We start from the raw sequence: 23,575 nt of genomic DNA, 5'->3' as shown, positions 1-23,575 counted from the left end.
CGTAACTCAGCGCGACGACAGTCCGTCGGGCCTGTGGACAACTCCGCGATCAGCCGCCGGTCATCCGCCGCTCGGCGACTCCCAGGTGCTCCCCCACCCGGTTGACCAGCAGCGTCATCTCGTACGCGACCTGGCCGATGTCGGACTCGGAGGCGCTCAGCACGCACAGGCAGCTGCCCGCGCCGGCCGCCATGACGAAGAGGACCCCCTCGTCGTACTCGACCATCGTCTGACGGACCTCACCGGCTCGGAAGTGCCGTCCGGACCCCTTCGCCAGGCTCTGCAATCCGGCCGCGACGGCCGCCAGGTGCTCCCCGTCCTCGCGCGCCAGACCGGCGCTCGCCCCCGTCACCAGGCCGTCGTTGGACAGCACCACGGCATGCCGTACCTGCTGGACCCGGCGCGTCAGGTCGTCCAACAGCCAATCGAGCTGCTTGTCCAGTGCCATTCCCAGCCCCTCCCCGTCGACGCGGCCGACATGGCCGCGCCCCACCCCGCGTGGTCGTCCCGCAAGCCTTCCCCACCAGCGCCTTTCCGGCAAGGAGGACGCCCCCATGGCGAACAAGATGACTCAAGAGGAACGGACGCGCACGCGTCGGCCGGTTCACACCGAATCTGCCTGCGGCTCCACCGAGTCCAGCAGCCGGGCGGTGTGCACCCGCCCGGCGTACTCGACCAGCCGGATCAGCACTTCCTTCCCCGAATCCCTGTCCCGCGCGTCGCACAGCACCACCGGCGTCCCCCGGTCCAGGTCGAGCGCCCGCGAGACGTCGTGCGCTCCGTAACTCCGGGCATCCGTGAAGCAGTTGACGGCCACCACGAACGGGATGCGCCGGTGCTCGAAGTAGTCGACCGCCGGGAAGCAGTCCTCCAGCCGCCGGGTGTCGGCGAGCACCACCGCACCGAGCGCGCCCTGCGACAGCTCGTCCCACAGGAACCAGAACCGGTCCTGGCCGGGGGTGCCGAACAGGTACAAGGACAGCCCGGACCTGATGGTGATCCGCCCGAAGTCCATCGCCACGGTCGTGGTCGTCTTCTGGTCCACTCCGCCCGTGTCGTCGACGAGTTCGCCCGCCTCGCTCAGCAACTCCTCGGTCCGCAGCGGCCGGATCTCACTCACCGCGCCCACCAGGGTGGTCTTGCCGACCCCGAAACCTCCCGCGACGAGGATCTTCAGCGCGAGCGCGGCCAGTTCGGGGTCCTCCGCCGGATCCACGGCCGGGTCAGAGGCCGCGTTCGAGGCCCGGGCCGGGCCCGGGGGCGAGCCCGCTTCGAGGCGCCCGTTGTCTTGATGTCCCATCACAGCGCTCGCAATCCCTCGATGACTTCACGCAGAATCCGCTCGTCCGGCAGCTGCGCGGGCGGCACCGGCCTGCTGACCTTGACGTGGCCGCCCTCCAGCAGGTCCCCGAGGAGCACCCGCACCACCCCCACGGGCAGGTCGGCATCGGCGGCGAGTTCCGCCACCGACTGGGTCTCGGACCGGCAGAGTCCGAGGAGCGCCCGGTGTTCGGGGCCGAGCAGCGACTCGGCCGCCTCGTCGGCGCCTTCAGCGCCCTTGACGTCCATGACCACCAGTGCGATCAGGTCGAACCGGACCCCGTGGGGTCCCGGCTTCGTACGCCCGCCGGTCATGGCGTACGGACGGACGAGCGGGCCCGCGTCGGCGTCGTACCACTGGCCGTTCATGCGCCGGACCGCCGCCCTCAACCGGCGGCCGGCGGCCGCGCCGCGAACCGGGGCGGGGTGTACAGGTGCTCGCCGACCCGCTTGACCAACCGGGCCATCTCGTACGCGATGAGCCCGATGTCGGCGCCGGCGCCGCTGAGCACCGCCAGACACGAGCCGTCGCCGGCGGCCGCGACGAAGAGGAACCCCTCGTCCATCTCGACCATCGTCTGGCGCACGCCCCCGGCGTGGAAGTGCCTGCCCGCGCCCTTGGCCAGGCTGTGGAAGCCGGACGCGACGGCGGCCAGGTGCTCCGCGTCCTCCCGGCTCAGCGCGCTGGAGGCGCCCACGGCGAGCCCGTCGGTGGACAGGACCACGGCGTGCCGGACTTCGCGGACCCGGAGCACCAGGTCGTCCAGCAGCCAGTCCAGTTCGCCGGACCTGCGGACGCCGTCGAGGTCGATTCGCTGATGTTCGATCATCACACTTCTCCTTCGCTGCCTGCGTGAGGGGAGTCGTCCTGGGCGCCCCGGGCCCAGCCGGCCCGGTAGGCCGCCATCCGGTCCCGGGCCTGTTCCGGACTGCGGCCCGGAGGATCCTCGGGAAGCCGGGATCCGGCCGGGGCCTTCGGGGCCGGGGCCTCGCGCAGCTGGGGGACGAGGCTGGCCTGGCGCACCCGGCGCGGCAGTTCCGTCACCGAGGCCGGTGGCGGCACGGTCGGCTGCGTACGGGGTGGCGCGACTCCGGTGGCGCGCGGGCGCAGCGGGGCCACCGGGGCCGGGCGCGGCTCCTGCGGTGCGGGGGTCCGGTTCGCGGCCGGGATGCCGCGCGCCTCCTCCCGTACGACGGTCATGGCGGGCGGCTGCTCCGCCCCCGCGACGGCCTTCGGCGCGGGAGCCGGGGCCGGGGCCGCTTCGGGGGCCTGGTTCCGGATCCGAGCCGGGGGCTGGTTCCGGGCGTGGGCCGGGGGCTCGGGGGCGGACGCGGAGGGGGGCTCCGGGGCGGGCTCGGGGGTGCCGACCGTGATCGCGCCCTGGAGCATGGAGTTCGGCAGCAGGACCACGGCCGTGGTGCCACCGTACGGTGACGTGCGCAGGTGCACCTTCACACCGTGGCGGGCGGAGAGGCGGCTGACCACGAAGAGCCCGAGCCGGTCGCTGTCGAAGAGGTCGAGGGCCTCGGACTGTTCGATGCGCCGGTTGGCCTCGCTCAGGGATTCGCGCCCCATGCCGAGCCCGCGGTCCTCGACCTCCAGGACGTACCCGGCCCCGACGGGCTCGCCGCTGACCCGCACTTTGGTGTGGGGCGGGGAGAACTGGGCGGCGTTCTCGATGAGTTCGGCGAGCAAGTGCGTGAGGTCGGCGACGGCCCCGCCGACGACCGCGGCCTCGGCGAGCTGACGGACCTCGATGCGCGGGTAGTCCTCGATCTCGGAGACGGCGGCGCGGACGACATTCGTGAGGGGAACCGGCATCCGCCAGGCACGGCCCGGGGCGGCGCCCGACAGGATGATCAGACTTTCCGCGTGCCTGCGCATCCGGGTGGTCAGGTGGTCGAGGCGGAAGAGGTCGCCGAGTTCGTTCGGGTCGTCGGCGCGGCGTTCCATCGAGTCGAGCAGGGTGAGCTGCTTGTGCACGAGGACCTGGCTGCGGCGGGCGAGGTTGACGAAGACCCCGGACACCCCGCTGGCCAGCTCCGCGCGTTCCACGGCGGCGCTGAGGGCGGCCCGGTGGACGGTGGCGAGGGCCTCGCCGACCTGGGTGATCTCGTCCTCGGCCGGCGGTCCGGCGGGGGTCTCGGCGGCTACGTCGATCTCCTCGCCGGCGCGCAGCCGTTCCATCGCCTGCGGGAGTTTGCGGCGGGCGATCTCCAGAGCGGTGTTGCGCAGCGAGACGAGTTCCACGACCAGGGCGCGGCCGATGCGGACGGAGATGACGAGCGAGGCGGCCACGGCGGCCAGGCCGAGCAGGACGGCGGCTCCGGCGGGGCTGAGCGCGCCCTCGGTGACCGGGTCGGCGCGGTCGGCGGCAGCGGCGTGCGCGGCCTCCTCGATCTCGTGCATCGAGGCGCCGACACCGCTCCAGGCGGCCTCCCAGCCGGCGGGTACGGCGCGGCTGTCGCGGGTGGTGCCGGCGTCCAGGGCCCGGTCCTCGGCGGCGGTGAGGTCGGCGTACGCGGCGCTCTTGGCGACGGCCTGCCAGGCGGCCCGCTGGGCCTCGGGGAGGTCCTCGGACGCGGCGGCGGTGAGGGCGCGCCGGGTTTCGATGGTGCCGGTGAGGTGGCGAAGCGTTTCGGCGGTGCGCGGGCCCGGTACGGCGAGGAGCGCGTCCTCGCGGGAGAGGAGTTCTCCGGCGCGGGCGAATTCGAGCAGGACCCGGGCGTCGGGGCCGAGTTCGGCGTCCTGGCCGCCGGTCAGGGCGCCGCCCACGGCGAGGGCCGCGTCGACGACTCCGGTGTACATCTCGTAGGCCGCTTCGGGGCTGGCCCTGCGGGCGACGATGTCCTTGCGGGCCGATCCCAGCGCCTCGGCGGCGGCGACGAAGGCACCCAGGCGGATCGCGATGTCGGCGCGGTAGCCGCCGGAGTCGGCGACGGTGTGCCGGTCTCCGAGCCGCAGCCGCCGGACGGCGGCCTCGGTACGGCGTACCTGCTGGTCCAGGGCGGCCCCCGGGTCGGCGGCGGGGTCGGCGAGGAGCCGGACGGCGGCGCGCCGCTCGGCCTGTAGTTCGGTCACGGCGGCCGCGACGGGGGTGCGTATCTCGGTGTCGACCCGGTGGGCGAGGCTCAGGCGGGCCATGTCCTGGGCGGTGCTGACGGTGGCGAAGGCCCAGAGCGCGAGGAGCGAGACGACCGGGACCATCAACAGGGAGACGATCTTCGCGCGGACGGTGGCGGGCCTGAGCCGCAGCCGGGAGCCGCCGTCGCGCGGGGCCGAGGGGAGGAGCGGGTGGGTCTCCTGCGCCGCCGGTTCCTCGGCCGGCGGCCCTGCGTGGGCCCGGCGGCCGCGCGCCGGCGGCGCGGGCGGCCGCGGCGCCGCTGCTTCCGGTTTTCTGCGGGGTGTGCGCATGGGCTCCTCGTTCCGGGGCGGTGCCTACGGGTGCGGGTGTGCGGGGGGCTGATGGGCCGGGCGGGTCTGGTGGGGGCGGGGTGCCCGGCGCGCTCAGGGGCCGGCCGGTACGGGTTCCGGCACGTGCCGGGCGGAGGCGGAAGCGGATGCGGCGCGCTCGTCGGCGGTCGGGGACAGGGCGACGAAGGCGGCGGTGATGAACAGGTAGGAGCCCAGTCCGACGGCGAGCGGGAAGATGAACTGCATGGCCGTGGCGCCCGGCAGGGCCGCGTCCGAGGGACTGACGTCGACGCCGACCGCCATCATTCCGGTGTAGTGCATGCTGCTGACCGCGGCTCCCATGACGAGCGAGGCGACGGCCACGGCGAGCGGCGACTTGATGTTGAGCGCGGCCCACAGGGCCGCCGTGGCCGCGACCACGGCGATGGCGACGGAGAGGCCGACGGTGAGCGGCTCGTACGAGATGCGGCCGTGCAGGCGCAGGGCCGCCATGCCCAGGTAGTGCATGCTGGCGACGCCGAGGCCGGTGGTGAGGCCGCCGAGCACGAGGGCGCGGCCGCGGTCCTTGCCGTAGCCGACGGCGAAGACTCCGGCGCCGACGACCAGCATGGCGACGACCAGGCTGAGGATGGTGAGCGGCACGTTGTAGTGGATCTCGGTGCCGGTGACGTCGAAACCGAGCATCGCGACGAAGTGCATCGTCCAGATGCCGGTGCCGATGGCGGAGGCCGCGGTGAGGAGCCAGTTGCGGCGGGAGGATCCGGTCGCGGCGAGCGCGCGGACGGTGCAGCGCAGCCCGAGGGCGGCGCCGATGGAGGCCATCACGTATGACAGCGCGGGTGTCAGCCAGCCATAGGCGGCGTGGTCCAGGTGTCCCATGGCCACCGGACGCTAGTCCGGGTGAGGCCACGAACAGGGGGACCATTTCGAAAGCCGCTGGAACTGCTGGAATATGACAGAGATACGTTCATCTTCGATCACGCCGCGTACCACCTTGCACACGCACCGCAGGACGGCCGGTGGGGGATCATGGGCGCATGAGCGAAGACCACACGCACGTGCAGGAATTCTTCGGGGCGCGCGCCGCCGCCTGGGACCGCAAGTTCCCCGAGGACGGCCCCGCGTTCGAGGCCGCCGTCGCCGAGTTCGGGCTGCGGCCCGGGGACCGCGTGCTCGACGCGGGCTGCGGCACCGGTCGGGCGCTGACCGCGCTACGGGCTGCGGTCGGGCCCTCCGGGACGGTGCTCGGCGCGGACCTCACCCCGCAGATGCTGGCCGCCGCACAGCGTGCGGGTCGGGCCGTCGAGGGCGCCCTGCTGCTCGCCGACGTGGCCGGGCTGCCGCTGCGCGACGGCGCGCTCGACGCCGTGTTCGCCGCCGGGCTCATCGCCCACCTGCCCGACCCCGCGACGAACCTGCGCGAGCTCGCCCGGGTGGTCCGCCCCGGCGGCCGGCTCGCGCTCTTCCACCCGATCGGGCGCGCGGCCCTCGCCGCACGGCACGGCCGCGCGCTCACCCCGGACGACCTGCGGGCGGAGCCCAACCTGCGCTCCCTGCTGGCTGGTTCGGGCTGGGACATGGTCTCGTACGCCGACGAGGACGCCCGCTTCCTGGCGGTGGCCGTACGCCGCTAGGCCGGCGGGGCCGGGCCGGAGGATCTCCCTCGGCCGGTCGTCACGCTGCACCGGGTGTCCCTCTCCGTGCCGGGTCCCCAACTCTACGTGCAGGTGGCGGGCTTGGAAATCGTCACCCGTAGGATCTCGACGGGCGGGTTACCGGCTGGTTAAGGTGCGCCGACGAGAGAGCTACCAGGAGGCCAGGTGTCCGACGACGAGGGTGGCGGCTCCCTTTACGTGCTGACCGCCGTGCTGATGACCCCAGCGCAGTTCCCGAGCATGCTGGGCGACGACTTCGCCGAGGCCTGCTCCCTGCTGGGCGTCGCTCCGAACCGCGAGGGCTACGGGCTGGTGCTGGGCCAGGACGAGGAGGGCGCGCGCTGGACGGTCGTCGTGGACGACGTCTCGCTCGTGGCCACGGCCATCGCCTCCTGGGACTGCGGGATGGACTACGACCTGTCCCCCGACGAGCGGAGCATCGTCATTTCGCTGGCGGGCTGGCCGCTGGATCTGTCGGTGTCCGCGTCGGGCATACCGGAGCCGCACGATCCGGAGCAGGGCGCGGACGGTACGGGGCGGGTGCCGCTGGCGCCGCCCTCTGCCGAGGCCTGGGGTCCGGTCCAGCGCCGGATGGGCGCCGACCAGATCGCGCGGGAGTGGGCCGACTGGCGCGAGCGGGTGGCGACGGACGGCGGGGCGGCCGCCGCCGCGCACCCGGGGCTCGCACGGGCCATGGAGGAGGCCCTGGCGTACACGCGGACCCCGCCGCCGCCCGGCCGGGTGCGGTCCTCCTTCGCCGGCGAGAGTGCCCGGACGCTGCGCGTGGACGGGCCCGGCTGGTCGCTGGTGGCCCGTACGGGAGAAACCGAAGGCCCCGACGCGGCATTCGTCCTGCTGGACGAGGAGCCGAGCGAGGTGCTCGCGGTCCCCCACGAGGGGATTCATGACCTACCGCAGCTGCTGGCGGCGCTGGATCGCGTCGCGGTGCGCCCGGCCTGAGTCCCGACCGGGGACGGCCGTCGGGCGCGAGTGCGTGCGGGGAACACGAGGGAGAGACGATGGTGGAGTCGGAGCCGGTGGGCGTGGTCGTGGGCGGTCGTGCGGAGGTGCTCGACGACGACTGGGGGCGCGAGACGGCGGTGATCCGCCTGGACGGCCTCCGGTTCGGCCCGGAGGCGCTGTACGGGCTGGAGGACTTCTCGCACGTCGAAGTGGTCTACCACTTCGACCGGGTGCCCGCGGAGAAGATCGAGACGGGCGCGCGGCACCCCCGCGGCAACACGGACTGGCCGCTGGTCGGCATCTTCGCGCAGCGCGGAAAGAACCGCCCGAACCGGCTGGGCGTCTCGCGGTGCCGGGTGGTGAAGGTCGACGGCCTGGACGTACACGTGGAGGGACTCGACGCGGTGGAGGGCACGCCCGTGCTCGATCTCAAGCCGTACATGGCCGAGTTCGGGCCGCGAGGCGAGCTGCGGCAGCCGGAGTGGGCGACGGCCCTGATGCGCGACTACTACTAGTAACCCGGCCGGCGCCCTGCCTCCGGGCGCCGGCGGAGCCGCGACCGGCAGCGACCGCCCCCTGAAGCAAGATCAAGACAGGGGTGGCGGAAAATCGCTCTGGATCGCCTCCCTCCGGAATGATCGAATCAGCCACGTCACTGACTCAACTGACTCAAAGGGCCCACACCGCCGCCCTTCGGGTCATTCTTTCGACGGAGGCTGCTCTCTTGAATTGCACGTCATACCTCGACCTTCACCAGCAAGTCGCCCAGGACATCGATGCGGAGATCGATACCGCTCTGGAGCGACTCGGACCGGTCGCGGCCATCACCAGGAGCTCAGTGGCCAAGCTCTTGGAGCACCGCAAACTCAGACATCCCCTCTCGGTGCTCCCCCTCCTCACGCACGCCATAGAAACGGGTAACCCGCGGCCGGCCATTCCGCTGTCCGCCGTGCACCTGCTGTGGTGGACTTCGGCCTGCTACCTCGACGATCTGGCCGATGCGAACGGCGCACGGATCTCCGGCGAGCTCACCGAGAACGAGGCCCTGCTCGCTTCGGTCATCACCGGAAACGCACTCCCCATTCAGATCGTTTTGGACCAGAAACTGCCGGAATCGGTGCGCGGCGCGCTGGTGACCGAGATCCTCACCGGCTGGATCATCGGCGTCGACGGCCAGATAGACGACATGCGCGGAGACATCGGCAGCGCCACGCGCAAATCGGTCGTCGAGACGTATCGCGGCAAATCCGGGGCACCTTTCGGAATGATCACGGCCATGGCCGCGATGTTCTCCGGAACCACCGCCGAGAAGGTGGAGCTCTGGCGCGAGTTCGGCTACGTATTCGGCATTCTGTGGCAGATATTCAATGACCAGGAAGACATCCTGTCCGGCCGCGACGAGGACCTGCTCAACGGCACCGTGACCTACCTCCTCGCCTCCGTCCTCGAGGACGCGCCCGCCGATTCCAAGGAACACATCCTGGGCCTGTGCGCCACCGCGGGCCGCTCGGTGGAGGCCAGGAACGAGCTCGCGGGCCTCCTTCGGACGCCCGTGGCCCTCGACCGGTACCGGACCGAAATCGACGGATTCCGCGCCGAGGCGTACCGCATCCTGGACGAACTGGGCGGCGACGAGAGCTACTTGAGCGTGCTGCGCCACCTCGTGGACCATGCGTCCCAGATGCTCCTCGAATCCGAGCTCACCGTGGTGGGCGCGGCCAGCGCGGCCTGATCCGTGAGGCGGGTTGGACTCGACGGGTAAGCCGGGGTCCGGCCCGCACGACGGGCCGGGACGGCCGGGGCGCCAGGGGCGGTGAGAGCCGCCCCGGCTGCCTCAGCGGCCTATCTGCTTCCGGGACATACCCCGCACCCGACGCCGCTGGGAGGAGTCCAGCAGGAAGTAGGCGGCGGCAGGCACGCCGATCAGGACCAACAGCCCCGCCCAGAATCCGACACTCCAGAACAACACGATGGCTGCCACGACCCCGGCAACCGCGACCTTTCCGCGAGTGGACATCTGCGGACACCTCCTCTTTGTCGTCGAGCACTACTTCCCTCAACGCGCGGCCTCGACCGGGCGTTCCCGGATGTCCGAGCCGCCGCGAAGTGAACCGTCCCGATCCGGAAAACAGGCGCTGTCGGCCCGGCGGCCGATCCCGGGCTCCTCCGGTCAGGTACTCTCGGCGGCCCTGTGCCCCGGTAGTCAAGTTTGAGGGACGCGTGCTGCCCAAGACCCCCGACCTCAGCCACTGCTCCGCCGTCTTCCTCCCCGGTGCCCCCGGCCAACCCGCCCGCAGCGGCCGGATAGGCCTCTGGCGACCCGACGGTGAGGCCCCATCGGCCGGTACCGCAGACGCGTTCACCGCCTCGGGAACCGACGCCGGAGCGGGCGGTTTCGAGGAGCTCACCGTCGTCACCCCCGAGCTGCGCCGGGCCACGGTGACCGCGCTCGTGCTGCCCGTCGACGCGGCCCTGCCCCTGCTCACTCGAGCCCGAGCCCGAGCCCGAGCCGGCGCCGCTTCCTGCGCCCCTTCCAGCCCCGCTTCCCGCGCCGCTTCCGGCCCGGCCGCCGACCCCCGCCCCGGCTCCGACCCCCGCTCAGGCCCGGTCGCCGACCCGGCCACGGCCTTCTGGGGCGCCGCCGCGCTGCTGGCCCTGCGCTTCGCCGCCCGCGGCCGGCTGCTGCCCGGTCTGAGCCCCGCCGGCCACGACGCCTGGCGGATGGGACCGCTGGACGCGGCCGACCTCGACGCCGTCCGGGAACTGGCCGCCGCCATGCCGCCCACCGCGCACTGCGTACCCCTGAACGCGGACGGACCGCCCCGGCTCCCCACCCCGGAGCCGCTGCTGCGCGCCTTCCTCGACGCCGTCGCCGACTCCCTGCCGCGCTCCCCCGCCGCGCCCGCGGCCACCGGCGGGCCCGCCTACGCCGCGCGGCCGCCGATGCTCCATCCCGGACTGCGCGGCTGGGCCGCCGAGGTGGCCGCGGGCCACGACGCGGGCGTGCGCATCTCACTGCGGATCGAGCTCGACGGCCCCCTGGACCAGGCTCCCGTCTTCCGGGCGGTCCTCCAGATGCACGGCGTGGCCGACTCCTCGCTGGTCGCCGACGCCGTCGACGTCTGGGCCGGATCGGGGGCCGCCGCGGCCGCCTTCCCGCCCGGCGCCCGGATGGACGCCCTGCGGGCCCTGCGGCGCGCCGCCCGGCTGTGGTCCCCGCTGGCGCCGCTGCTCAGCGCCGCCGTGCCGAACTCCGTGGAGCTCGCCGACGAGGAGGTCACGGAGCTGCTCGGCGAAACCTCCGGGGCACTCGCCGCCGACGGAGTGCAGGTGCACTGGCCGCGCGAGCTGGCCCGGGAACTCGGCGCCCGCGCCGTCGTCGCCTCCCCCGAAGGCGCCGGCGCCGGCCTGCCCTCCGGCCTGCTCTCCCCGGGCTCGCTGCTCTCCTTCACCTGGCGCCACGCCCTCGGCGGCCACGGCGACCTCACCCCTGCCGAACTCGACCGGCTCGCCGAGTCGAAGCGCCCCCTGGTCCGGCTGCGCGACCAGTGGGTCCTGATCGACCCGGCCGAAGCCCGCCGGGCCCGCGCCCGGCAGGGCCGCGAGCTCGCGGCTCCGGACGCGCTGGCCGCCGTACTCACCGGGTCGGCCGAGATCGACGGGAAGCGGGTCGACGTAGAGGCCACGGGCCCACTGGAGCGGCTGCGCGCACAACTCGCCGCCGAACCACGGGAACCCGGAAGCCGAGAGCCCGCGGGGCAGGACCCCGGTGGTCAGGACCCCGGTGGTCAGGACCCCGAGGAGCGGCACCCCGACGACCCCGAGGCGCCTCCCGAGTTGCGGGCCACCCTCCGCGACTACCAACTGCGCGGGCTGCGCTGGCTGGCCCACATGACCTCGCTCGGCCTCGGCGCGTGCCTCGCCGACGACATGGGCCTGGGCAAGACCGTCACCCTCATCGCGCTCCACCTGCACCGCAACCGCAGCCACCACGGCCAGGCCCCCGCCACGACCGGGCCGACCCTCGTGGTGTGCCCGGCCTCGCTGCTGGGCAACTGGCAGCGGGAGATCGAGAAGTTCGCGCCCGGCACCCCCGTACGCCGCTTCCACGGCCCGGGCCGCGAACTCTCGGGCTTGACCGGCGGGTTCGTGCTCACCACGTACGGCACTATGCGCGTGGACGCCCGGGTTCTCGCCGCCGTCCGCTGGGGCATGGTCGTCGCCGACGAGGCCCAGCACGTCAAGAATCCGCACTCCTCCACCGCCAAGGCCCTGCGCACCATCCCGGCCCCGGCCCGGGTGGCCCTCACCGGCACTCCCGTCGAGAACAACCTCTCCGACCTGTGGGCCGTGCTCGACTGGACCACCCCCGGGCTCCTCGGCCGCCTCGGCACCTTCCGCACCCGCTACGCCGAGCCCGTCGAGAGCGGCCGCGATCCGCAGGCGGCGGCCCGACTGGGGGCTCTCGTACGGCCGTTCCTGCTGCGTCGGAAGAAGACCGACCCGGGCATCGCGCCCGAGCTGCCGCCGAAGACCGAGACCGACCACACCGTCACGCTGAGCCGGGAGCAGACCGCGCTCTACGAGGCCGTCGTCCGCGAGACACTCGCCGCGATCTCCGAGGCCGACGGGATGGAACGGCGCGGCCTGGTGGTCAGGCTGCTGACCTCCCTCAAGAAGATCTGCAACCACCCGGCGCAGTACCTGAGGGAGCACGGTCCGGGGGAGACCGGCGCCAAGGACACGGCCGCCGCGCGCTCCGGGAAGCTGGAGCTCCTCGACGAACTCCTCGACACGATCCTCGCCGAGGGCGGTTCGGTCCTCGTCTTCACCCAGTACGTGGCGATGGCCAGGATCCTGGAAAAGCACCTCGCCGGCCGCGGGATCGCCTCGCAGCTGCTGCACGGGGGCACTCCGGTGCCGCGCCGCGAGGAGCTCGTGGACCGCTTCCAGGCGGGTGAGGTCCCGGTCTTCCTGCTCTCCCTCAAGGCTGCGGGCACCGGCTTGAACCTCACCCGCGCCGGGCACGTCATCCATTTCGACCGCTGGTGGAACCCGGCCGTCGAGGAGCAGGCCACCGACCGTGCCTACCGGATCGGCCAGACCCAGCCCGTGCAGGTCCACCGGATCACCTCCGAGGGCACCGTGGAGGACCGGATCGCGCGGCTCCTGGCGCGCAAGCGGGAGCTCGCCGATGCCGTCCTGGCGGGCGGCGAGGCCGCGCTGACCGAACTGACCGACGCCGAACTGGCCGAGCTCGTGGCGCTGCGCCCGGCCCCGGGGAGCGAGCGATGAACGAGTACGGCGACAACCACGAGAAAACGTTCCCGGCCCTGCCGCCCGCCCCGGGCCGGGGCTTCGCGCACACCTGGTGGGGCCACGCCTGGCTGCGCGCCCTGGAGGACAGCGCCCTCGACCGAGAGCAGGTCAAGGCGGGACGCCGGTACGCGCGTTCGGGTGCGGTGGGTGCCGTCTCGGTGCGTCCGGGCGGGCTCACGGCGGTGGTGCGCGACCGGGACGGGACGGCGCACCGGACGGACGTGCTGGTGCAGGAGTTCACGGAAGCCGAATGGGACCGGCTGCTGGGGCTGGCGGCCGCGGAGTCGGGGTACATCGCGGCGCTGCTGGACCGGGAGGTGCCGCCGGAGCTGGCCGAGGACGCGGCGGCGGCCGGGGTGGAGCTGCTGCCCGGCATCGGGGAGCTCGACCCGCGCTGCGACTGCGACGAGTGGGACCACTGCCCGCACTCGGCGGCGCTCTGCTACCAGGTGGCCCGGCTGCTGGACCGGGACCCGTTCGTGCTGCTGCTCCTGCGCGGCCGCGGCGAGCGGGAGCTGGTGGCGGAGCTGGAGGCCCGCAGCGCCGCGGAGGCCCCGGAGTCCGAGGAGGCACCCGCGGATGCCGGGATCCCGGCGGCGGACGCGTACGCGGCGGCGGCCGCCCTGCCACCGCTACCCCCGCCGCCGGGCCTGCCGGAGGCGCCGGGCCAGCCGCCGACGCTGGACACCGAGACGGACTCCGAAGCGGAACTCGACGTGGACGCCGTGGAGTTCCTCGCGCAGGCGGCCGCGAACGAGGCTCACCGGCTGCTCGCGCTGGCCTTGGCTCCGGGCCACGCCGACCGCGCCCCGACGGCCCCGTTGACCACGGCCGAGGACGCCGTACGACTCACCGCCGAGGCATCCGATTTCCGGGTCCGCTCCCGCCTGGCGGTGGCTACCGGACGAGACCGGGCGGCCATGGACCTGGCCGTCCGGGCCTGGGGCTTCGGCGGGCCGCCCGCGCTCGCGGCACTGGAGGACGACTGGGCACCGGACCGGGCGACGCTGGCCCGGGCGCGTGCGGCACTGGCGGCCGCCTGGGCGGACGAACGGGCCCCCGTGCTGCGCCGGTTGCGGGCCCGCTGGTCCGAGGCGGACGCCGACCGCCAGCTGCGGCTGGGCCGCGAGGGCCGCTGGTGGCCGTACCGCCGCGAGGCGGCCCGCTGGATCCCGGCGGGCCCCTCGGCCCCCGACCCGGCGTCGGCGTGGTCGGCCCTGGACACCTAGGCCGTTCCCCCAGCTCAGGCCGATACCCGCCGGCCCGGACGGGGCCGGGTGTGCGTCGGGGCGTCCCCGCAGGGCGTCGAACGCAACCACCCTCGGCCCACCGACCCCTGGCACCGTTCGACGCCCGAGGAGACGCCCCGGCGCGCGCCCGGACCCGGCCGGGCCGACACCCCCCGACCCCGCCCGGAGCCAAAAGAAGCGGCCAAACCGGGTTTCGGCCCTGCCCGCCCCGCGTAGTGGCCGACGTACCGCTTGCCGGGTCCGGGTACCGGGACGACGATGGGGGCGCTCCGGGTACCGCGGCACCACGGGAGGGTGAGATGGACGATCCGTCGGTGGCGCTGCCGGGCGGGGCCGATCCCGCCGAGCGCACGCGCGAACTGCGGCGTGCGCACGCCGTGTTCACGCGGGACGGGCGGGTCGAGGCGCCGGTGCGGGCGGTCATCGCGAGGTCCTGGCGGCGGTGCGCGCGGGCCCGGCTGAGCCCGGAGTGCGCGCCCCGGGTGGAGCTGGCCGAGCCGGAGCTGCGCTCGTACCGGGCGGACCATCCCCTCGCCCGGGTCATGCCCCTGTTCCGGGAGCTCGTCGGGGAGTTCGCGGCGCACGGGGCCCACCTGCTCGCCGTGTGCGACGCGCGCGGCAGCCTGCTGTGGGTGGAGGGCGAGCCGGCCACCCTGCGGCGGGCGGAGCGGCTCGGCTTCGTCCCGGGCGCGCGCTGGGCGGAGACCGCGATGGGGACGAACGCCCCCGGTACGGCGGTGGCGGTCGGCGAGCCGGTACAGGTCTTCGGGGCCGAGCACTTCAGCCGCCGCGTCCACCCGTGGACCTGCGCGGCGGCCCCGGTGCGGGATCCGCGGACGGGCGGGCTGCTGGGTGCGGTGGACATCACCGGCGGCGACGGGCTGGCCCACCCCCATTCGCTGGCCTTCGTACGGGCCGTCGCGCGGGCGGCGGAGGCGCAGCTGACCCTGCTCGCACCGGGCCCGCCCGCTGCCGGGGACACCCTGAGCGCCCTCGGCCAGGACGAGGCGCTGCTGGTCACGGGCGGGCGCCGGGTGCGGCTCGGCCGGCGGCACAGCGAGATCATGGCCCTGCTCGCGCACCATCCCGAGGGCTTGTCGGGCGAGGAGTTGGCGGTCGCCCTGTACGAGGACGAGTCGGTGTCACCGGTGACGCTGCGCGCCGAAATGTCCCGGCTGCGCGCCCTGCTCGGTCCCGCGGCCCCGCTCTCCCGCCCCTACCGCCCGGCCGGCCCGCTGGAGGCGGACTTCACCGCGCTGACCCGGCACCTGGCGGCGGGCGCGGTCTCCGCGGCCCTCCACCACTACCCCGGCCCGCTGCTGCCCGCTTCCACGGCGCCGGGCATCGTCCGGCTGCGCCGCAGGATCGAGGACCAGGCGCGGGCCGCCGTGATCGCGCGGGCGGACGCGGGGCTGCTGACCGACTGGGTGTGCAGCGCGTGGGGCGCGGACGACCGGGAGGCCTGGCGGGCCCTCGCCGCGGCGCTGCCGCCGGAGGGCAGACCGGCCGCGCTGGCCCGCGTACGCGCCCTGGATCGCGAACTCGGCGCGCCCGCGGAGCACGTACCCCCGGCGCACCGTTCCACCCCACGGCGTGCAACGTATCCGCAACCTGCCCGCTCCTAGCCTCCACCCGAGCGCTGTCCGACGGTGGCCGGCGCCCGGCAAGGGGAGGACACCATGGCCCGTTACGCTGCGCCCGGTACCGAGGGGGCGCTCATGTCGTACGCGTCCCGCTACGACCACTTCATCGGCGGCGAGTACGTCGAGCCCGCGGGCGGCCGGTACTTCGCCAACCCCTCCCCCGTGACGGGCCAGACCTTCACCGAGGTCGCCCGCGGCAGCGCCGAGGACGTGGAGCGGGCCCTGGACGCGGCGCACGCGGCCGCCCCGGCCTGGGGCCGGACCTCCGTGGCCGAGCGGTCGACGCTCCTGCTGCGGATCGCGGACCGGATGGAGGAGAACCTGGAGGCCCTCGCGGTCGCCGAGACCTGGGAGAACGGCAAGCCGATCCGCGAGACCCTGGCCGCCGACATGCCTCTGGCCATCGACCAGTTCCGCTACTTCGCGGGAGCGCTGCGCGCACAGGAGGGGGCGCTCAGCCAGCTCGACGAGGACACGGTGGCCTACCACTTCCACGAACCGCTGGGCGTGGTCGGGCAGATCATCCCGTGGAACTTCCCGATCCTGATGGCGGTCTGGAAGCTGGCCCCGGCGCTGGCGGCGGGCAACACGGTCGTCCTGAAGCCCGCCGAACAGACCCCGGCCTCCGTCCACTACTGGCTCGGCCTGGTGGCGGACCTGCTGCCGCCGGGCGTGGTGAACATCGTCAACGGCTTCGGGGAAGAGGCGGGCAAGCCGCTCGCCTCCAGCCCACGCGTCGCGAAGATCGCCTTCACCGGGGAGACGTCGACGGGACGGCTGATCATGCAGTACGCGGCGGAGCACCTGAAGCCGGTGAGCCTCGAACTGGGCGGCAAGAGCCCGAACCTCTTCTTCGACGACATCTGGACCACGGACGACGACCTGCGCGACAAGGCGCTGGAAGGCTTCACGATGTTCGCCCTCAACCAGGGCGAGGTGTGCACGAGTCCGTCGCGCGCCCTCATCGAGCGGGGCCGGTACGGGGACTTCCTCGACGCGGCCGTGGCCCGTACGGAACTGATCGTGCCGGGGCACCCGTTGGACACGGACACGATGATCGGCGCACAGGCCTCCGAGGAGCAGCTGAAGAAGGTCCTGTCGTACGTGGAGATCGGCCGGCAGGAAGGCGCGAAGATCCTGACCGGCGGCGGGCGCATCGACCACGGCGGTGATCTGGCCGGCGGCTTCTACGTCCAGCCGACCGTCTTCGAGGGCGACAACCGCATGCGGATCTTCCAGGAGGAGATCTTCGGCCCGGTGGTGTCGGTGACCTCCTTCCAGGACTTCGAGGACGCCGTACGGATCGCGAACGACACGTCGTACGGGCTGGGCGCGGGCGTGTGGACCCGCGACATCAACACGGCCTACCGCGCGGGCCGGGCGATCCAGGCGGGCCGCGTCTGGACGAACTGCTACCACGCCTACCCTGCCCACGCCGCTTTCGGCGGCTACAAGCAGTCGGGCATCGGCCGCGAGACCCACAAGATGATGCTGGAGCACTACCAGCAGACGAAGAATCTCCTGGTGTCCTACTCCCCGAAGAAGCTGGGCTTCTTCTAAGTCCACAAAAGAAGGCGCCTGACCTGGGCTTTTATCCGTCAGGCGCCTTCTCTGATCCCTGGAGCGCTCCGTCCACGGCAGCACCGGAAAACCGCGTTGGCGAAGGGTTGCGCGCCGTCGCCCTTACGCCCGCTATCCGGCGTACGTCTCGGCGGCGCGAGTGATGAACTGGCGGGTGCTGGCCGGGTTCAGAGCCTGAGCATGTAGATGGTCGTACATGACGCTGTAATGCTGCACGTCGGATCGTTTCTCCAGGTAGAGGTCGCTGGTGAACCGTTCCAGATACACCGTGCCCTTCCCGGGGGCGTCTGCGAAGTTGAGGATGGAGAACTGTCCCGAGATGCCCGGGTGGGCCCCCACGTCATGCGGGAGGACCTGCACGGTGATGTGCGGCTGGGTACTGAGGTAGTTCAGGTGCTCCAGCTGTTCGCGCATGATGCCAGGGCTGCCGACCACGCGACGCAATGCCGATTCGTCCAGCACGACCCATAGGCGGAAGGAGCGGGCCGGGTGGTGGGCCCGGTGCTGACGGCGCAGCCGTAGCTCAAGTCGCGCGGCGGCCTGTTCAGGCGTGGCCAGAGGGATCGTTTCCGCGATGACGGCGGCTGCGTAGGCGGGCGACTGCAGCAGGCCGGGGATCACCAAGGGCTCGTAGGAGCGGATCGAAGAGGCCTCCGTTTCCAGGCCGATGTAGACGCTGTACGGGACCTCGCCGAAGGCGACCCACCAACCCTGCCGGCCCGACTCCCCGGCCATCCGCATCAGCGCGTCGACGACCCGCTGGTCTGTGACCCCGTAGAGGCCGCACAGGTCCCGCACATCGCGGGGATTGATGGCACGGCGACCGTTCTCCAAGTGACTGATCTTAGGCTGGGAGATCATCAGTTGCTCGGCCACCTGCGTACTCGTCAGGCCACTGGCCAGGCGTAGCCGGCGCAGCTCCGCGCCCAGCCGGCGCCTTCTGACAGTGGGATTTCCGTTCGCCGCCACAGGCGGAGCACCTCCGACTCGGGACCGTTTACCAGGCACAGGAATGCCACGGCCGGGCCCTGGCGAACGCATTCGCCGTGCGGTAATGATCAACGAGTCGTGCTGCCAGGCGTCACTTCACCTCGCCGCCGTGCCGGACACCACGGGCTCGTAGTACGCGGAGCCAAGTACGGGCAGCCGGTACCGCTCGGGTCACGACAGACCCCTACGCGGTGCCGATGCGGGCGATGAGCAGCGCGATGTCGTCGTCTGCGGAGCCGGGCACGAGCTCTGTGATGAGCTGGTCGCACAGGTCCGGCAGGGATGGGCCGGGGTTGGCAAGGAGGCGGGTGAGTTCGCTGAGGCGGTCGTCGATGTCGGTGCCGCGGGCTTCGACGAGGCCGTCGGTGTAGAGGACAAGCAGGCTGCCGGGAGCCAGGGTGAGCTCGGTGGTGGTGAAGGTGATGCCGCCGATGCCCAGCGGTGCTCCGGGCGGCAGGTCCAGCAGACGGGCGTGTCCGCCGGGTGTGACGACGGCCGGCGGGGGGTGTCCTGCGAGGGTGATCTGGCAGCGGCCGGTGGCCGGGTCGCACACCGCGTACAGGAAGGTGGCCAGCATCGGGTCGGCGAGGTCGGCCAGGACCGCCTCCAGCTGCTCCAGGACCCGGACGGGTTCCAGGTCCAGGCGGACCAGGGCCCGCACCGTGGAGGACAGCCTGCCCATCACCGCCGCGGCGGCGATGCCGTGGCCCATGACGTCCCCGATCAGCAGGGCGGCCTTGCCGCCGGAGAATGGTATGACGTCGTACCAGTCCCCGCCGACCTCGTTGACATCGCTGGCCGCCAGGTAGCGGTGGGCGATGTCGATGCCCGGCGGCGGGGTGATGTGCTGCGGCAGCATGCTGCGCTGGAGAATTGCGGCGGTGTCATGCTCGCGTCCGTACAGGCGGGCGTTGTCCGCGCACACCGCCGCGCGGGCGGCCAGCTCCCCGGCGAGGACGGCATCCGCTTCCCCGAACGGCCCCAGCGCACCGGTGCGGTAGAACGTCGCCAGCCCGAGCACCAGCCCGCGGGCAACCAGCGGCACCATCATGAAGGAGTGCACCCCCAGGCGCCGCAGCCGCTCGGGGGCGTCCGAGTACCGGGCCGCCGCCGCAATCGCCCTTGCATCCAGGTGGGCGAGGAGGAACGGCTGGCGCTGCGCGAGGGCCTGCGTATAGGGGGCTGCGGAGGGGAAGGCCAGGGTCCGCCCCAGCGGTGCCAGCACGTCCGCGACCTGGGAGCCGGCCTGCGGGGCCTTGCCGAGCCGGCGCAGAGCCGCTCCGCCGATCAGGCCGGGGCCGGGTTCTCCACCGGCGGCGAGGGATTCCAGCAGGTCGACGGTGACGACGTCCGCCAGATGTGGGACCGCGACGTCGGCCAGTTCCTGGGCGGTACGGTCCAGCTCCAGCGTCGTGCCGATGCGGATACTGGCGTCGTTGAGCAGGGCGAGGCGGCGCCGTCCGTCCTCGGCCTGAGCCTTCGCCTCTTCCTGGGCGGTGATGTCGGTCATCGAGGTGGTGATCCCCACCGGGCGACCCTCGGCATCCTCCAGCCGCACGCAGGAGACGGACCACGTCCGGTCGCGGTCGGGGTCAGCCGGGGTGCGGCCGGTGCGGCGGAAGTCCAGCACGGGCTCGCCTGTGGCCAGTACCCGGCGCATCACCGCTTCCATCTGCTCGGCGTTCACCTCAGGCAGTACGTGTGGCAGTGTCTTTCCGGCGTGCGCGGCCTCCGGCAGCCCGTTCATGGCTTGCAAGGCCGCGTTCACCCGCAGGAACCGCAGCCCTGTGTCGAACACGGCGATCCCGACCGGGGAATGGGAGAACAACCCGTCCCACACCACCGAGGACCCTCGGATCCGGGCTGCGGCGTGCGCATCGGCCGCAAAGACCAGCACACCGCCCTCGGCTTCACCACCAGTGTGTCCGGCCGCAGGGCGCACCCAAATCTCCAGCTCTACCGGGCGCCCTGCACGGTGCCACACCGTGACCGACCCCATCACACCGAATCCCGCCGCCGCGTCCTCCCACAGCGCCCGGCCCAGAGTCCGGTGCGCATCGGGATGCAGCAGGTCCACGATGTGCCGACCCACGGCCTCCTGGGCCCTGTAACCCAGCAGCTCTTCCGCCACCGGATCCCACACGATGATCCGCCCGTCCGCGCCGGTCACCGCGAGGGCCACCGGGACCGCGCCCATCCACCCGCCGGCACCCCGGGCCACGCCCTGGCCGTCGGTCACCGTCAGTGCCGGCACCGCGCCATCCATCGCTGACATCCAGGACCTCGAAAGCCCCTGCCAGTATCCGCCCCGGAACCGGCCGCGGGCCACCCGCCCCGGCCCGCACACCGGACCAGCACTACCCGGAGCATGTCGGCGAACCACGACACCGGGAAGCACCACCTTGTCCGGCGAAGCGGCGGCTGTCCCTTTCGAGGGCTCATGGCCGCCGCATCGCTGCCCGGCAGGCCGGTGGCCGAAGCCTCCAGAGAGGTCTCAGCGGAGCGTGCGGTGGTGGCGGCCGGAGCGGCGCAGGTGCACGACCAGGTAGACGAGGGCGGCGGCGAAAACCGCGATACCGATGATGAGCAGGTAGAGCAGTCCTTCGGCGGCGACGCCGATGATGCCCAGCACGATGGCCACGATGACGAGGATCAGGAAGAGCGTCATGGCGTAAGGCACCTTCTTGACGGGCCGGTCAGCGGCGGGCGAGCTGCCGCTCACCGTTCGCGCCCGGCTGGTAGGGCAGGCCGTAGTGCGCGAACACCGCGGCCTCGTCTTCGACGGGCAGGACATCGTCCGTCCCGATCGCCGGGCACTTCTTCACCAGCGACCGGTCGTAGTCGACCTTGACGTATCCCGGCCCGACGATCGCGCCGTTCAGCGGGACGAAGACCAGGTGGCGGCGGGTGGGCAGCCCGACCTGGACGGTGACCATGGCCGGCTCGTCGGTGCTGGTGTCCACGTAGACGGCCTCCAGCGTGCCGATCTTGTGGCCGCCGGCGTCGACTACGTCGTGGGTCCGCCACTCACGGATATCCGCGATCTGGATCATCCCTGGGTTCCCTTCGCACAGTGGTGCGCCCGATCCGGTGCATTTCTCAGCCTGCTCCGCAAAACCCGCCCGCACCAGCCCGGACACCCCGCTGCGTCGAGATGGCAGTGGCGCCGGACAGGTGGGTACCGCTGGGGGCAGGGCGGGTGCACTGGCCTGCGCCGTACGGCGAGCCCCCCGGGCCGGAGGCGGGGCTGCGGGCATTCTGGCGGCTGTTCAGCATTCCCGAGGCGCGGGTCAGCCGAGTGTGGGGCCCCGGGCTGTCGTCTTCCGGGACCCCACGCCGTGTCCGCCGCTGTCCGGGCCGTCCGCATGGGCCGGCAGAGAAAGCGTGGCTGAACGGGCGTGCTTCTGCGCCTCCGGAACGCTCACCACGGGCACAGCAGGAGGCCGCGCAGGCGGTTGGGCGGGGCGTGACAGAGCCGGGCCTGGTGACTACGGGGCGTCTGGCCGGGCTGTGCGTGCGTGCATGGGGCGCCACTTTGGTCAGAAGTCCTCGTCGCGCCGGTCGCGCTCGTCGCGGAGCGGGTCTTCCTCGCGGCGCCGCTTGTCCTCGTCGGGGCTCTTTCCGCGGGACGGGGTGCCGGGCTCGGGGTGGACCGGGTCCTGGCCGGGCCGCTGCGGGCGCTGTTGCTCCTCGCGTTCCTTGCCCGGTTCCTGGCGCTTGTCCTGCGTACCGCCCATGACGGCGACTCCTTGATGCGTGGGGTGCGGATTCCTCCCGTCACGCTCACACGAAGCGTCACAGTTCGCACCATGTCAGCTACGGATCGTGGCGGAAGCGTGATGTCCGCAGCCCTGTGCGGATGCGTCGGAATGCGGACTCGGGGTCTGGTGCCGAGGATGGGCGCAGCCCCACACGCCCGAGCCGTCAGGAGTCGATCCCCATGCTGGAGCGCACGCTGCGCAAGGACCGCACCGAGGTCACCTTCATCCTTCCCGCCGACGCCCCGCCCGGGCCGGTCAGCGTGGTGGGCGACTTCAACGACTGGCAGCCCGGCGTCCACACTCTGCGGCCGCGAAAGGACGGGAGGCGGGCCGTCACGGTCGAGCTGCCATCCGAGAGCACCCACTCCTTCCGGTATCTGGCCGCCGGTGACTACTGGTTCAACGACGAGAGCGCCGGCGACCGGGTCGGCCCCAACAGTCGCCTGCATACCTGAACGGCCTAACCGGCGTGACGTGAGGCGCCCGTCGGCGTCGAGGACGGCGACACGTGCCTGCCGGCCCGCCACCCCCACGGGCCGGAATCCGTGTGACGGCCCTGCTACCGCGCCCGGCGGCGGGGCCGTCTTCACACCCCGGGTCACTTCCAGGGCCCTCGGGTTCATGACGGAACGGTCACGTACCGCCACAACGGTCGGCCGGATTCGTTTGACCTGGCATGGACCAGGAAACCGTTTCGCCTCCGGAGTGGGCCGGATTCGCCCAGCCGGCGGAGGAGTTCTGGCAGGCATCCGATGCGCCGATCTACGACGCCGTGGAGCGGCAGTGGCTCGCCCAGGGCCGTGAAGTGCCCCGCCGCCCGGGCCTTTCGGCCGGCGGCCGGCGCCGGATGAGCGCCGGCGACCTTTTCGGCCGCGCCTGAGCGTCGTACCTCACCGCGGCGGGTACGGCTGCTCGCACAGATAGAGCAGGGCGGCGGCGTCCCCGACTGTTTCCCTGGTCTGCGGGGCGATTCCCGCCGCCTTGCCCGGCCCTTGTGTCACACCATCCCCCACAGGTCGTCGCCCCCACCAGTAGCGCACGGGGGTGTGGGTCAAGGGCACGTGTTGCCGGTATCAACGGCGCGGGCCCTCCCGGGTCACTGGCCTCGGCTGTGGCCATCCCGAGCGCCTGACCTGCAGTGCAGGCTGCTCTGCACATCCTAGACCGACCGTGATGGCCTAGCTCTCCTCGGCACGAATGAAAATCTATCTTGGCCAGAGTAGACATTGAGTGGTGGCGTGGTTATGGTTTCTCTCGTAGCCCAGAGAGACAGCAGGGCCTGGCAGAGACGAACTGCCGGGCAGCAGGACCCGCAGTACACGTAGTTGCAGTGCGCAGGACGGTGCGGTGGTGGAGTTCCGAAGCCAGTTTTTTTGCAGGACGGCGACGGGACTGACGACCGGACCGGGTGGCCCGCAGTGATCAGGGGCCGCCGTGAGCAGTACCGCAGTTGACGCAGTGGCAGTACCCGTAAGTGCAGTACGCAGTACCCAGCAGTGAAGTCAGCGAGCAGCACCTCGGTGAAGGCGTCGGCTGCGGGCGCGCGCACCGGGAAGTTCGGCAGTGGGGTTCCAAGCCAGAGCAGACGCAGGACGGGCGACGGGGCTGGCTGCCGAAGAGTGGTGCTATCGCAGGCCACTGAGCAGTTCGCATCACCGGCAGTACGCAGGAAAGCAGT

22 protein-coding genes are annotated in these 23,575 nt (G+C 72.6%); 10 read left to right on the top strand and 12 right to left on the bottom strand.

Annotated features, from left to right (window positions below; translation table 11 throughout):
- Positions 1-49: 49 nt before the first annotated feature.
- The 6 genes from OG625_RS33610 to OG625_RS33585 form a co-directional block, all read right to left on the bottom strand.
- Entirely contained in the window at positions 50-448 is a 399-nt protein-coding gene (locus tag OG625_RS33610) for a roadblock/LC7 domain-containing protein (RefSeq protein ID WP_329388507.1), read from the bottom strand.
- Positions 449-604: 156 nt separating this feature from the next.
- Entirely contained in the window at positions 605-1,300 is a 696-nt protein-coding gene (locus tag OG625_RS33605) for a GTP-binding protein (RefSeq protein WP_329388505.1), read from the bottom strand.
- The gene (locus OG625_RS33600) at positions 1,300-1,689 is read right to left on the bottom strand and encodes a DUF742 domain-containing protein (RefSeq protein WP_329388502.1); all 390 of its coding nucleotides are present in this window, start codon (positions 1,687-1,689) and stop codon (positions 1,300-1,302) included. The genes OG625_RS33605 and OG625_RS33600 overlap by 1 nt, the downstream gene beginning before the upstream one ends.
- A gap of 17 nt (positions 1,690-1,706) precedes the next feature.
- Positions 1,707-2,150 carry a roadblock/LC7 domain-containing protein gene (locus tag OG625_RS33595; protein ID WP_329388500.1) on the bottom strand — a complete coding sequence of 148 codons (444 nt, stop codon included), beginning with the start codon at positions 2,148-2,150 and terminating at the stop codon, positions 1,707-1,709.
- Entirely contained in the window at positions 2,150-4,735 is a 2,586-nt protein-coding gene (locus tag OG625_RS33590; protein ID WP_329388498.1) for a sensor histidine kinase, read from the bottom strand. Before OG625_RS33590 ends, OG625_RS33595 begins: the two co-directional genes overlap by 1 nt.
- A 93-nt stretch (positions 4,736-4,828) precedes the next feature.
- Positions 4,829-5,614, bottom strand: a complete 786-nt coding sequence (locus OG625_RS33585; protein WP_329388496.1) for an MHYT domain-containing protein — start codon at positions 5,612-5,614, stop codon at positions 4,829-4,831.
- Between the two features lie 158 nt (positions 5,615-5,772).
- Here OG625_RS33585 and OG625_RS33580 point away from each other — a divergent pair, with 158 nt between their 5' ends.
- The 4 genes from OG625_RS33580 (at position 5,773) to OG625_RS33565 (ending at position 9,085) form a co-directional block, all read left to right on the top strand.
- Positions 5,773-6,369 (top strand): class I SAM-dependent methyltransferase, encoded by a 597-nt coding sequence (locus OG625_RS33580; RefSeq protein ID WP_329388494.1) that lies wholly within the window; start codon positions 5,773-5,775, stop codon positions 6,367-6,369.
- A gap of 186 nt (positions 6,370-6,555) precedes the next feature.
- On the top strand, positions 6,556-7,350 hold the full coding sequence (locus tag OG625_RS33575) for a hypothetical protein (RefSeq protein ID WP_329388492.1): 795 nt from the start codon (positions 6,556-6,558) through the stop codon (positions 7,348-7,350).
- Positions 7,351-7,409: 59 nt separating this feature from the next.
- A complete protein-coding gene (locus OG625_RS33570; RefSeq protein ID WP_329388490.1) occupies positions 7,410-7,868 on the top strand; it encodes an SAM-dependent methyltransferase in 459 nt (152 codons plus the stop codon).
- Between the two features lie 323 nt (positions 7,869-8,191).
- A complete protein-coding gene (locus OG625_RS33565) occupies positions 8,192-9,085 on the top strand; it encodes a polyprenyl synthetase family protein (protein ID WP_329388488.1) in 894 nt (297 codons plus the stop codon).
- Positions 9,086-9,187: 102 nt separating this feature from the next.
- Here the strand turns inward: OG625_RS33565 and OG625_RS33560 are convergent, their stop codons facing one another.
- Complete coding sequence (locus OG625_RS33560) at positions 9,188-9,370, bottom strand: hypothetical protein (RefSeq protein WP_329388486.1); 183 nt, start codon at positions 9,368-9,370, stop codon at positions 9,188-9,190.
- A 203-nt stretch (positions 9,371-9,573) separates the two neighbouring features.
- Between OG625_RS33560 and OG625_RS33555 the strand changes: the two genes are divergently transcribed.
- From OG625_RS33555 to exaC, 4 genes are all read left to right on the top strand, one after another.
- Positions 9,574-12,648, top strand: coding sequence for a DEAD/DEAH box helicase (locus OG625_RS33555; protein ID WP_329388485.1), 3,075 nt, complete (start codon positions 9,574-9,576; stop codon positions 12,646-12,648).
- Positions 12,645-13,901, top strand: a complete 1,257-nt coding sequence (locus tag OG625_RS33550) for an SWF or SNF family helicase (RefSeq protein WP_329388483.1) — start codon at positions 12,645-12,647, stop codon at positions 13,899-13,901. The genes OG625_RS33555 and OG625_RS33550 overlap by 4 nt, the downstream gene beginning before the upstream one ends.
- Positions 13,902-14,221: 320 nt before the next feature.
- Positions 14,222-15,547, top strand: a complete 1,326-nt coding sequence (locus OG625_RS33545; protein WP_329388481.1) for a helix-turn-helix domain-containing protein — start codon at positions 14,222-14,224, stop codon at positions 15,545-15,547.
- A gap of 54 nt (positions 15,548-15,601) precedes the next feature.
- Positions 15,602-17,125 (top strand): acetaldehyde dehydrogenase ExaC, encoded by a 1,524-nt coding sequence (gene exaC, locus OG625_RS33540; RefSeq protein WP_329388480.1) that lies wholly within the window; start codon positions 15,602-15,604, stop codon positions 17,123-17,125.
- Positions 17,126-17,257: 132 nt separating this feature from the next.
- Here exaC and OG625_RS33535 read toward each other — a convergent pair whose 3' ends face one another.
- The 5 genes from OG625_RS33535 to OG625_RS33515 form a co-directional block, all read right to left on the bottom strand.
- Positions 17,258-18,115 carry a helix-turn-helix domain-containing protein gene (locus OG625_RS33535; protein ID WP_329388478.1) on the bottom strand — a complete coding sequence of 286 codons (858 nt, stop codon included), beginning with the start codon at positions 18,113-18,115 and terminating at the stop codon, positions 17,258-17,260.
- A 205-nt stretch (positions 18,116-18,320) separates the two neighbouring features.
- Positions 18,321-20,411 carry a SpoIIE family protein phosphatase gene (locus OG625_RS33530; RefSeq protein ID WP_329388476.1) on the bottom strand — a complete coding sequence of 697 codons (2,091 nt, stop codon included), beginning with the start codon at positions 20,409-20,411 and terminating at the stop codon, positions 18,321-18,323.
- A gap of 219 nt (positions 20,412-20,630) precedes the next feature.
- Positions 20,631-20,804, bottom strand: coding sequence for a hypothetical protein (locus OG625_RS33525; protein ID WP_329388474.1), 174 nt, complete (start codon positions 20,802-20,804; stop codon positions 20,631-20,633).
- Between the two features lie 28 nt (positions 20,805-20,832).
- Positions 20,833-21,189, bottom strand: coding sequence for a PRC-barrel domain-containing protein (locus tag OG625_RS33520; protein ID WP_329388472.1), 357 nt, complete (start codon positions 21,187-21,189; stop codon positions 20,833-20,835).
- Between the two features lie 486 nt (positions 21,190-21,675).
- Positions 21,676-21,873: a hypothetical protein gene (locus OG625_RS33515; protein WP_329388470.1), complete on the bottom strand. Its 198-nt coding sequence runs from the start codon at positions 21,871-21,873 to the stop codon at positions 21,676-21,678.
- 203 nt (positions 21,874-22,076) lie between these two features.
- Here OG625_RS33515 and OG625_RS33510 point away from each other — a divergent pair, with 203 nt between their 5' ends.
- Together OG625_RS33510 and OG625_RS33505 are read left to right on the top strand one after the other, a co-directional pair.
- Positions 22,077-22,352, top strand: a complete 276-nt coding sequence (locus OG625_RS33510) for an isoamylase early set domain-containing protein (RefSeq protein WP_329388469.1) — start codon at positions 22,077-22,079, stop codon at positions 22,350-22,352.
- A gap of 221 nt (positions 22,353-22,573) precedes the next feature.
- Entirely contained in the window at positions 22,574-22,777 is a 204-nt protein-coding gene (locus OG625_RS33505) for a hypothetical protein (RefSeq protein ID WP_329388467.1), read from the top strand.
- The last annotated feature ends 798 nt before the right edge of the window (positions 22,778-23,575 follow it).

Origin of the sequence: Streptomyces sp. NBC_01351, assembly GCF_036237315.1 — a bacterium.
Taxonomy (GTDB): domain Bacteria; phylum Actinomycetota; class Actinomycetes; order Streptomycetales; family Streptomycetaceae; genus Streptomyces.
Note: the sequence above shows the minus strand (reverse complement) of the source record. Positions and strands in the feature narration are given on the sequence as shown.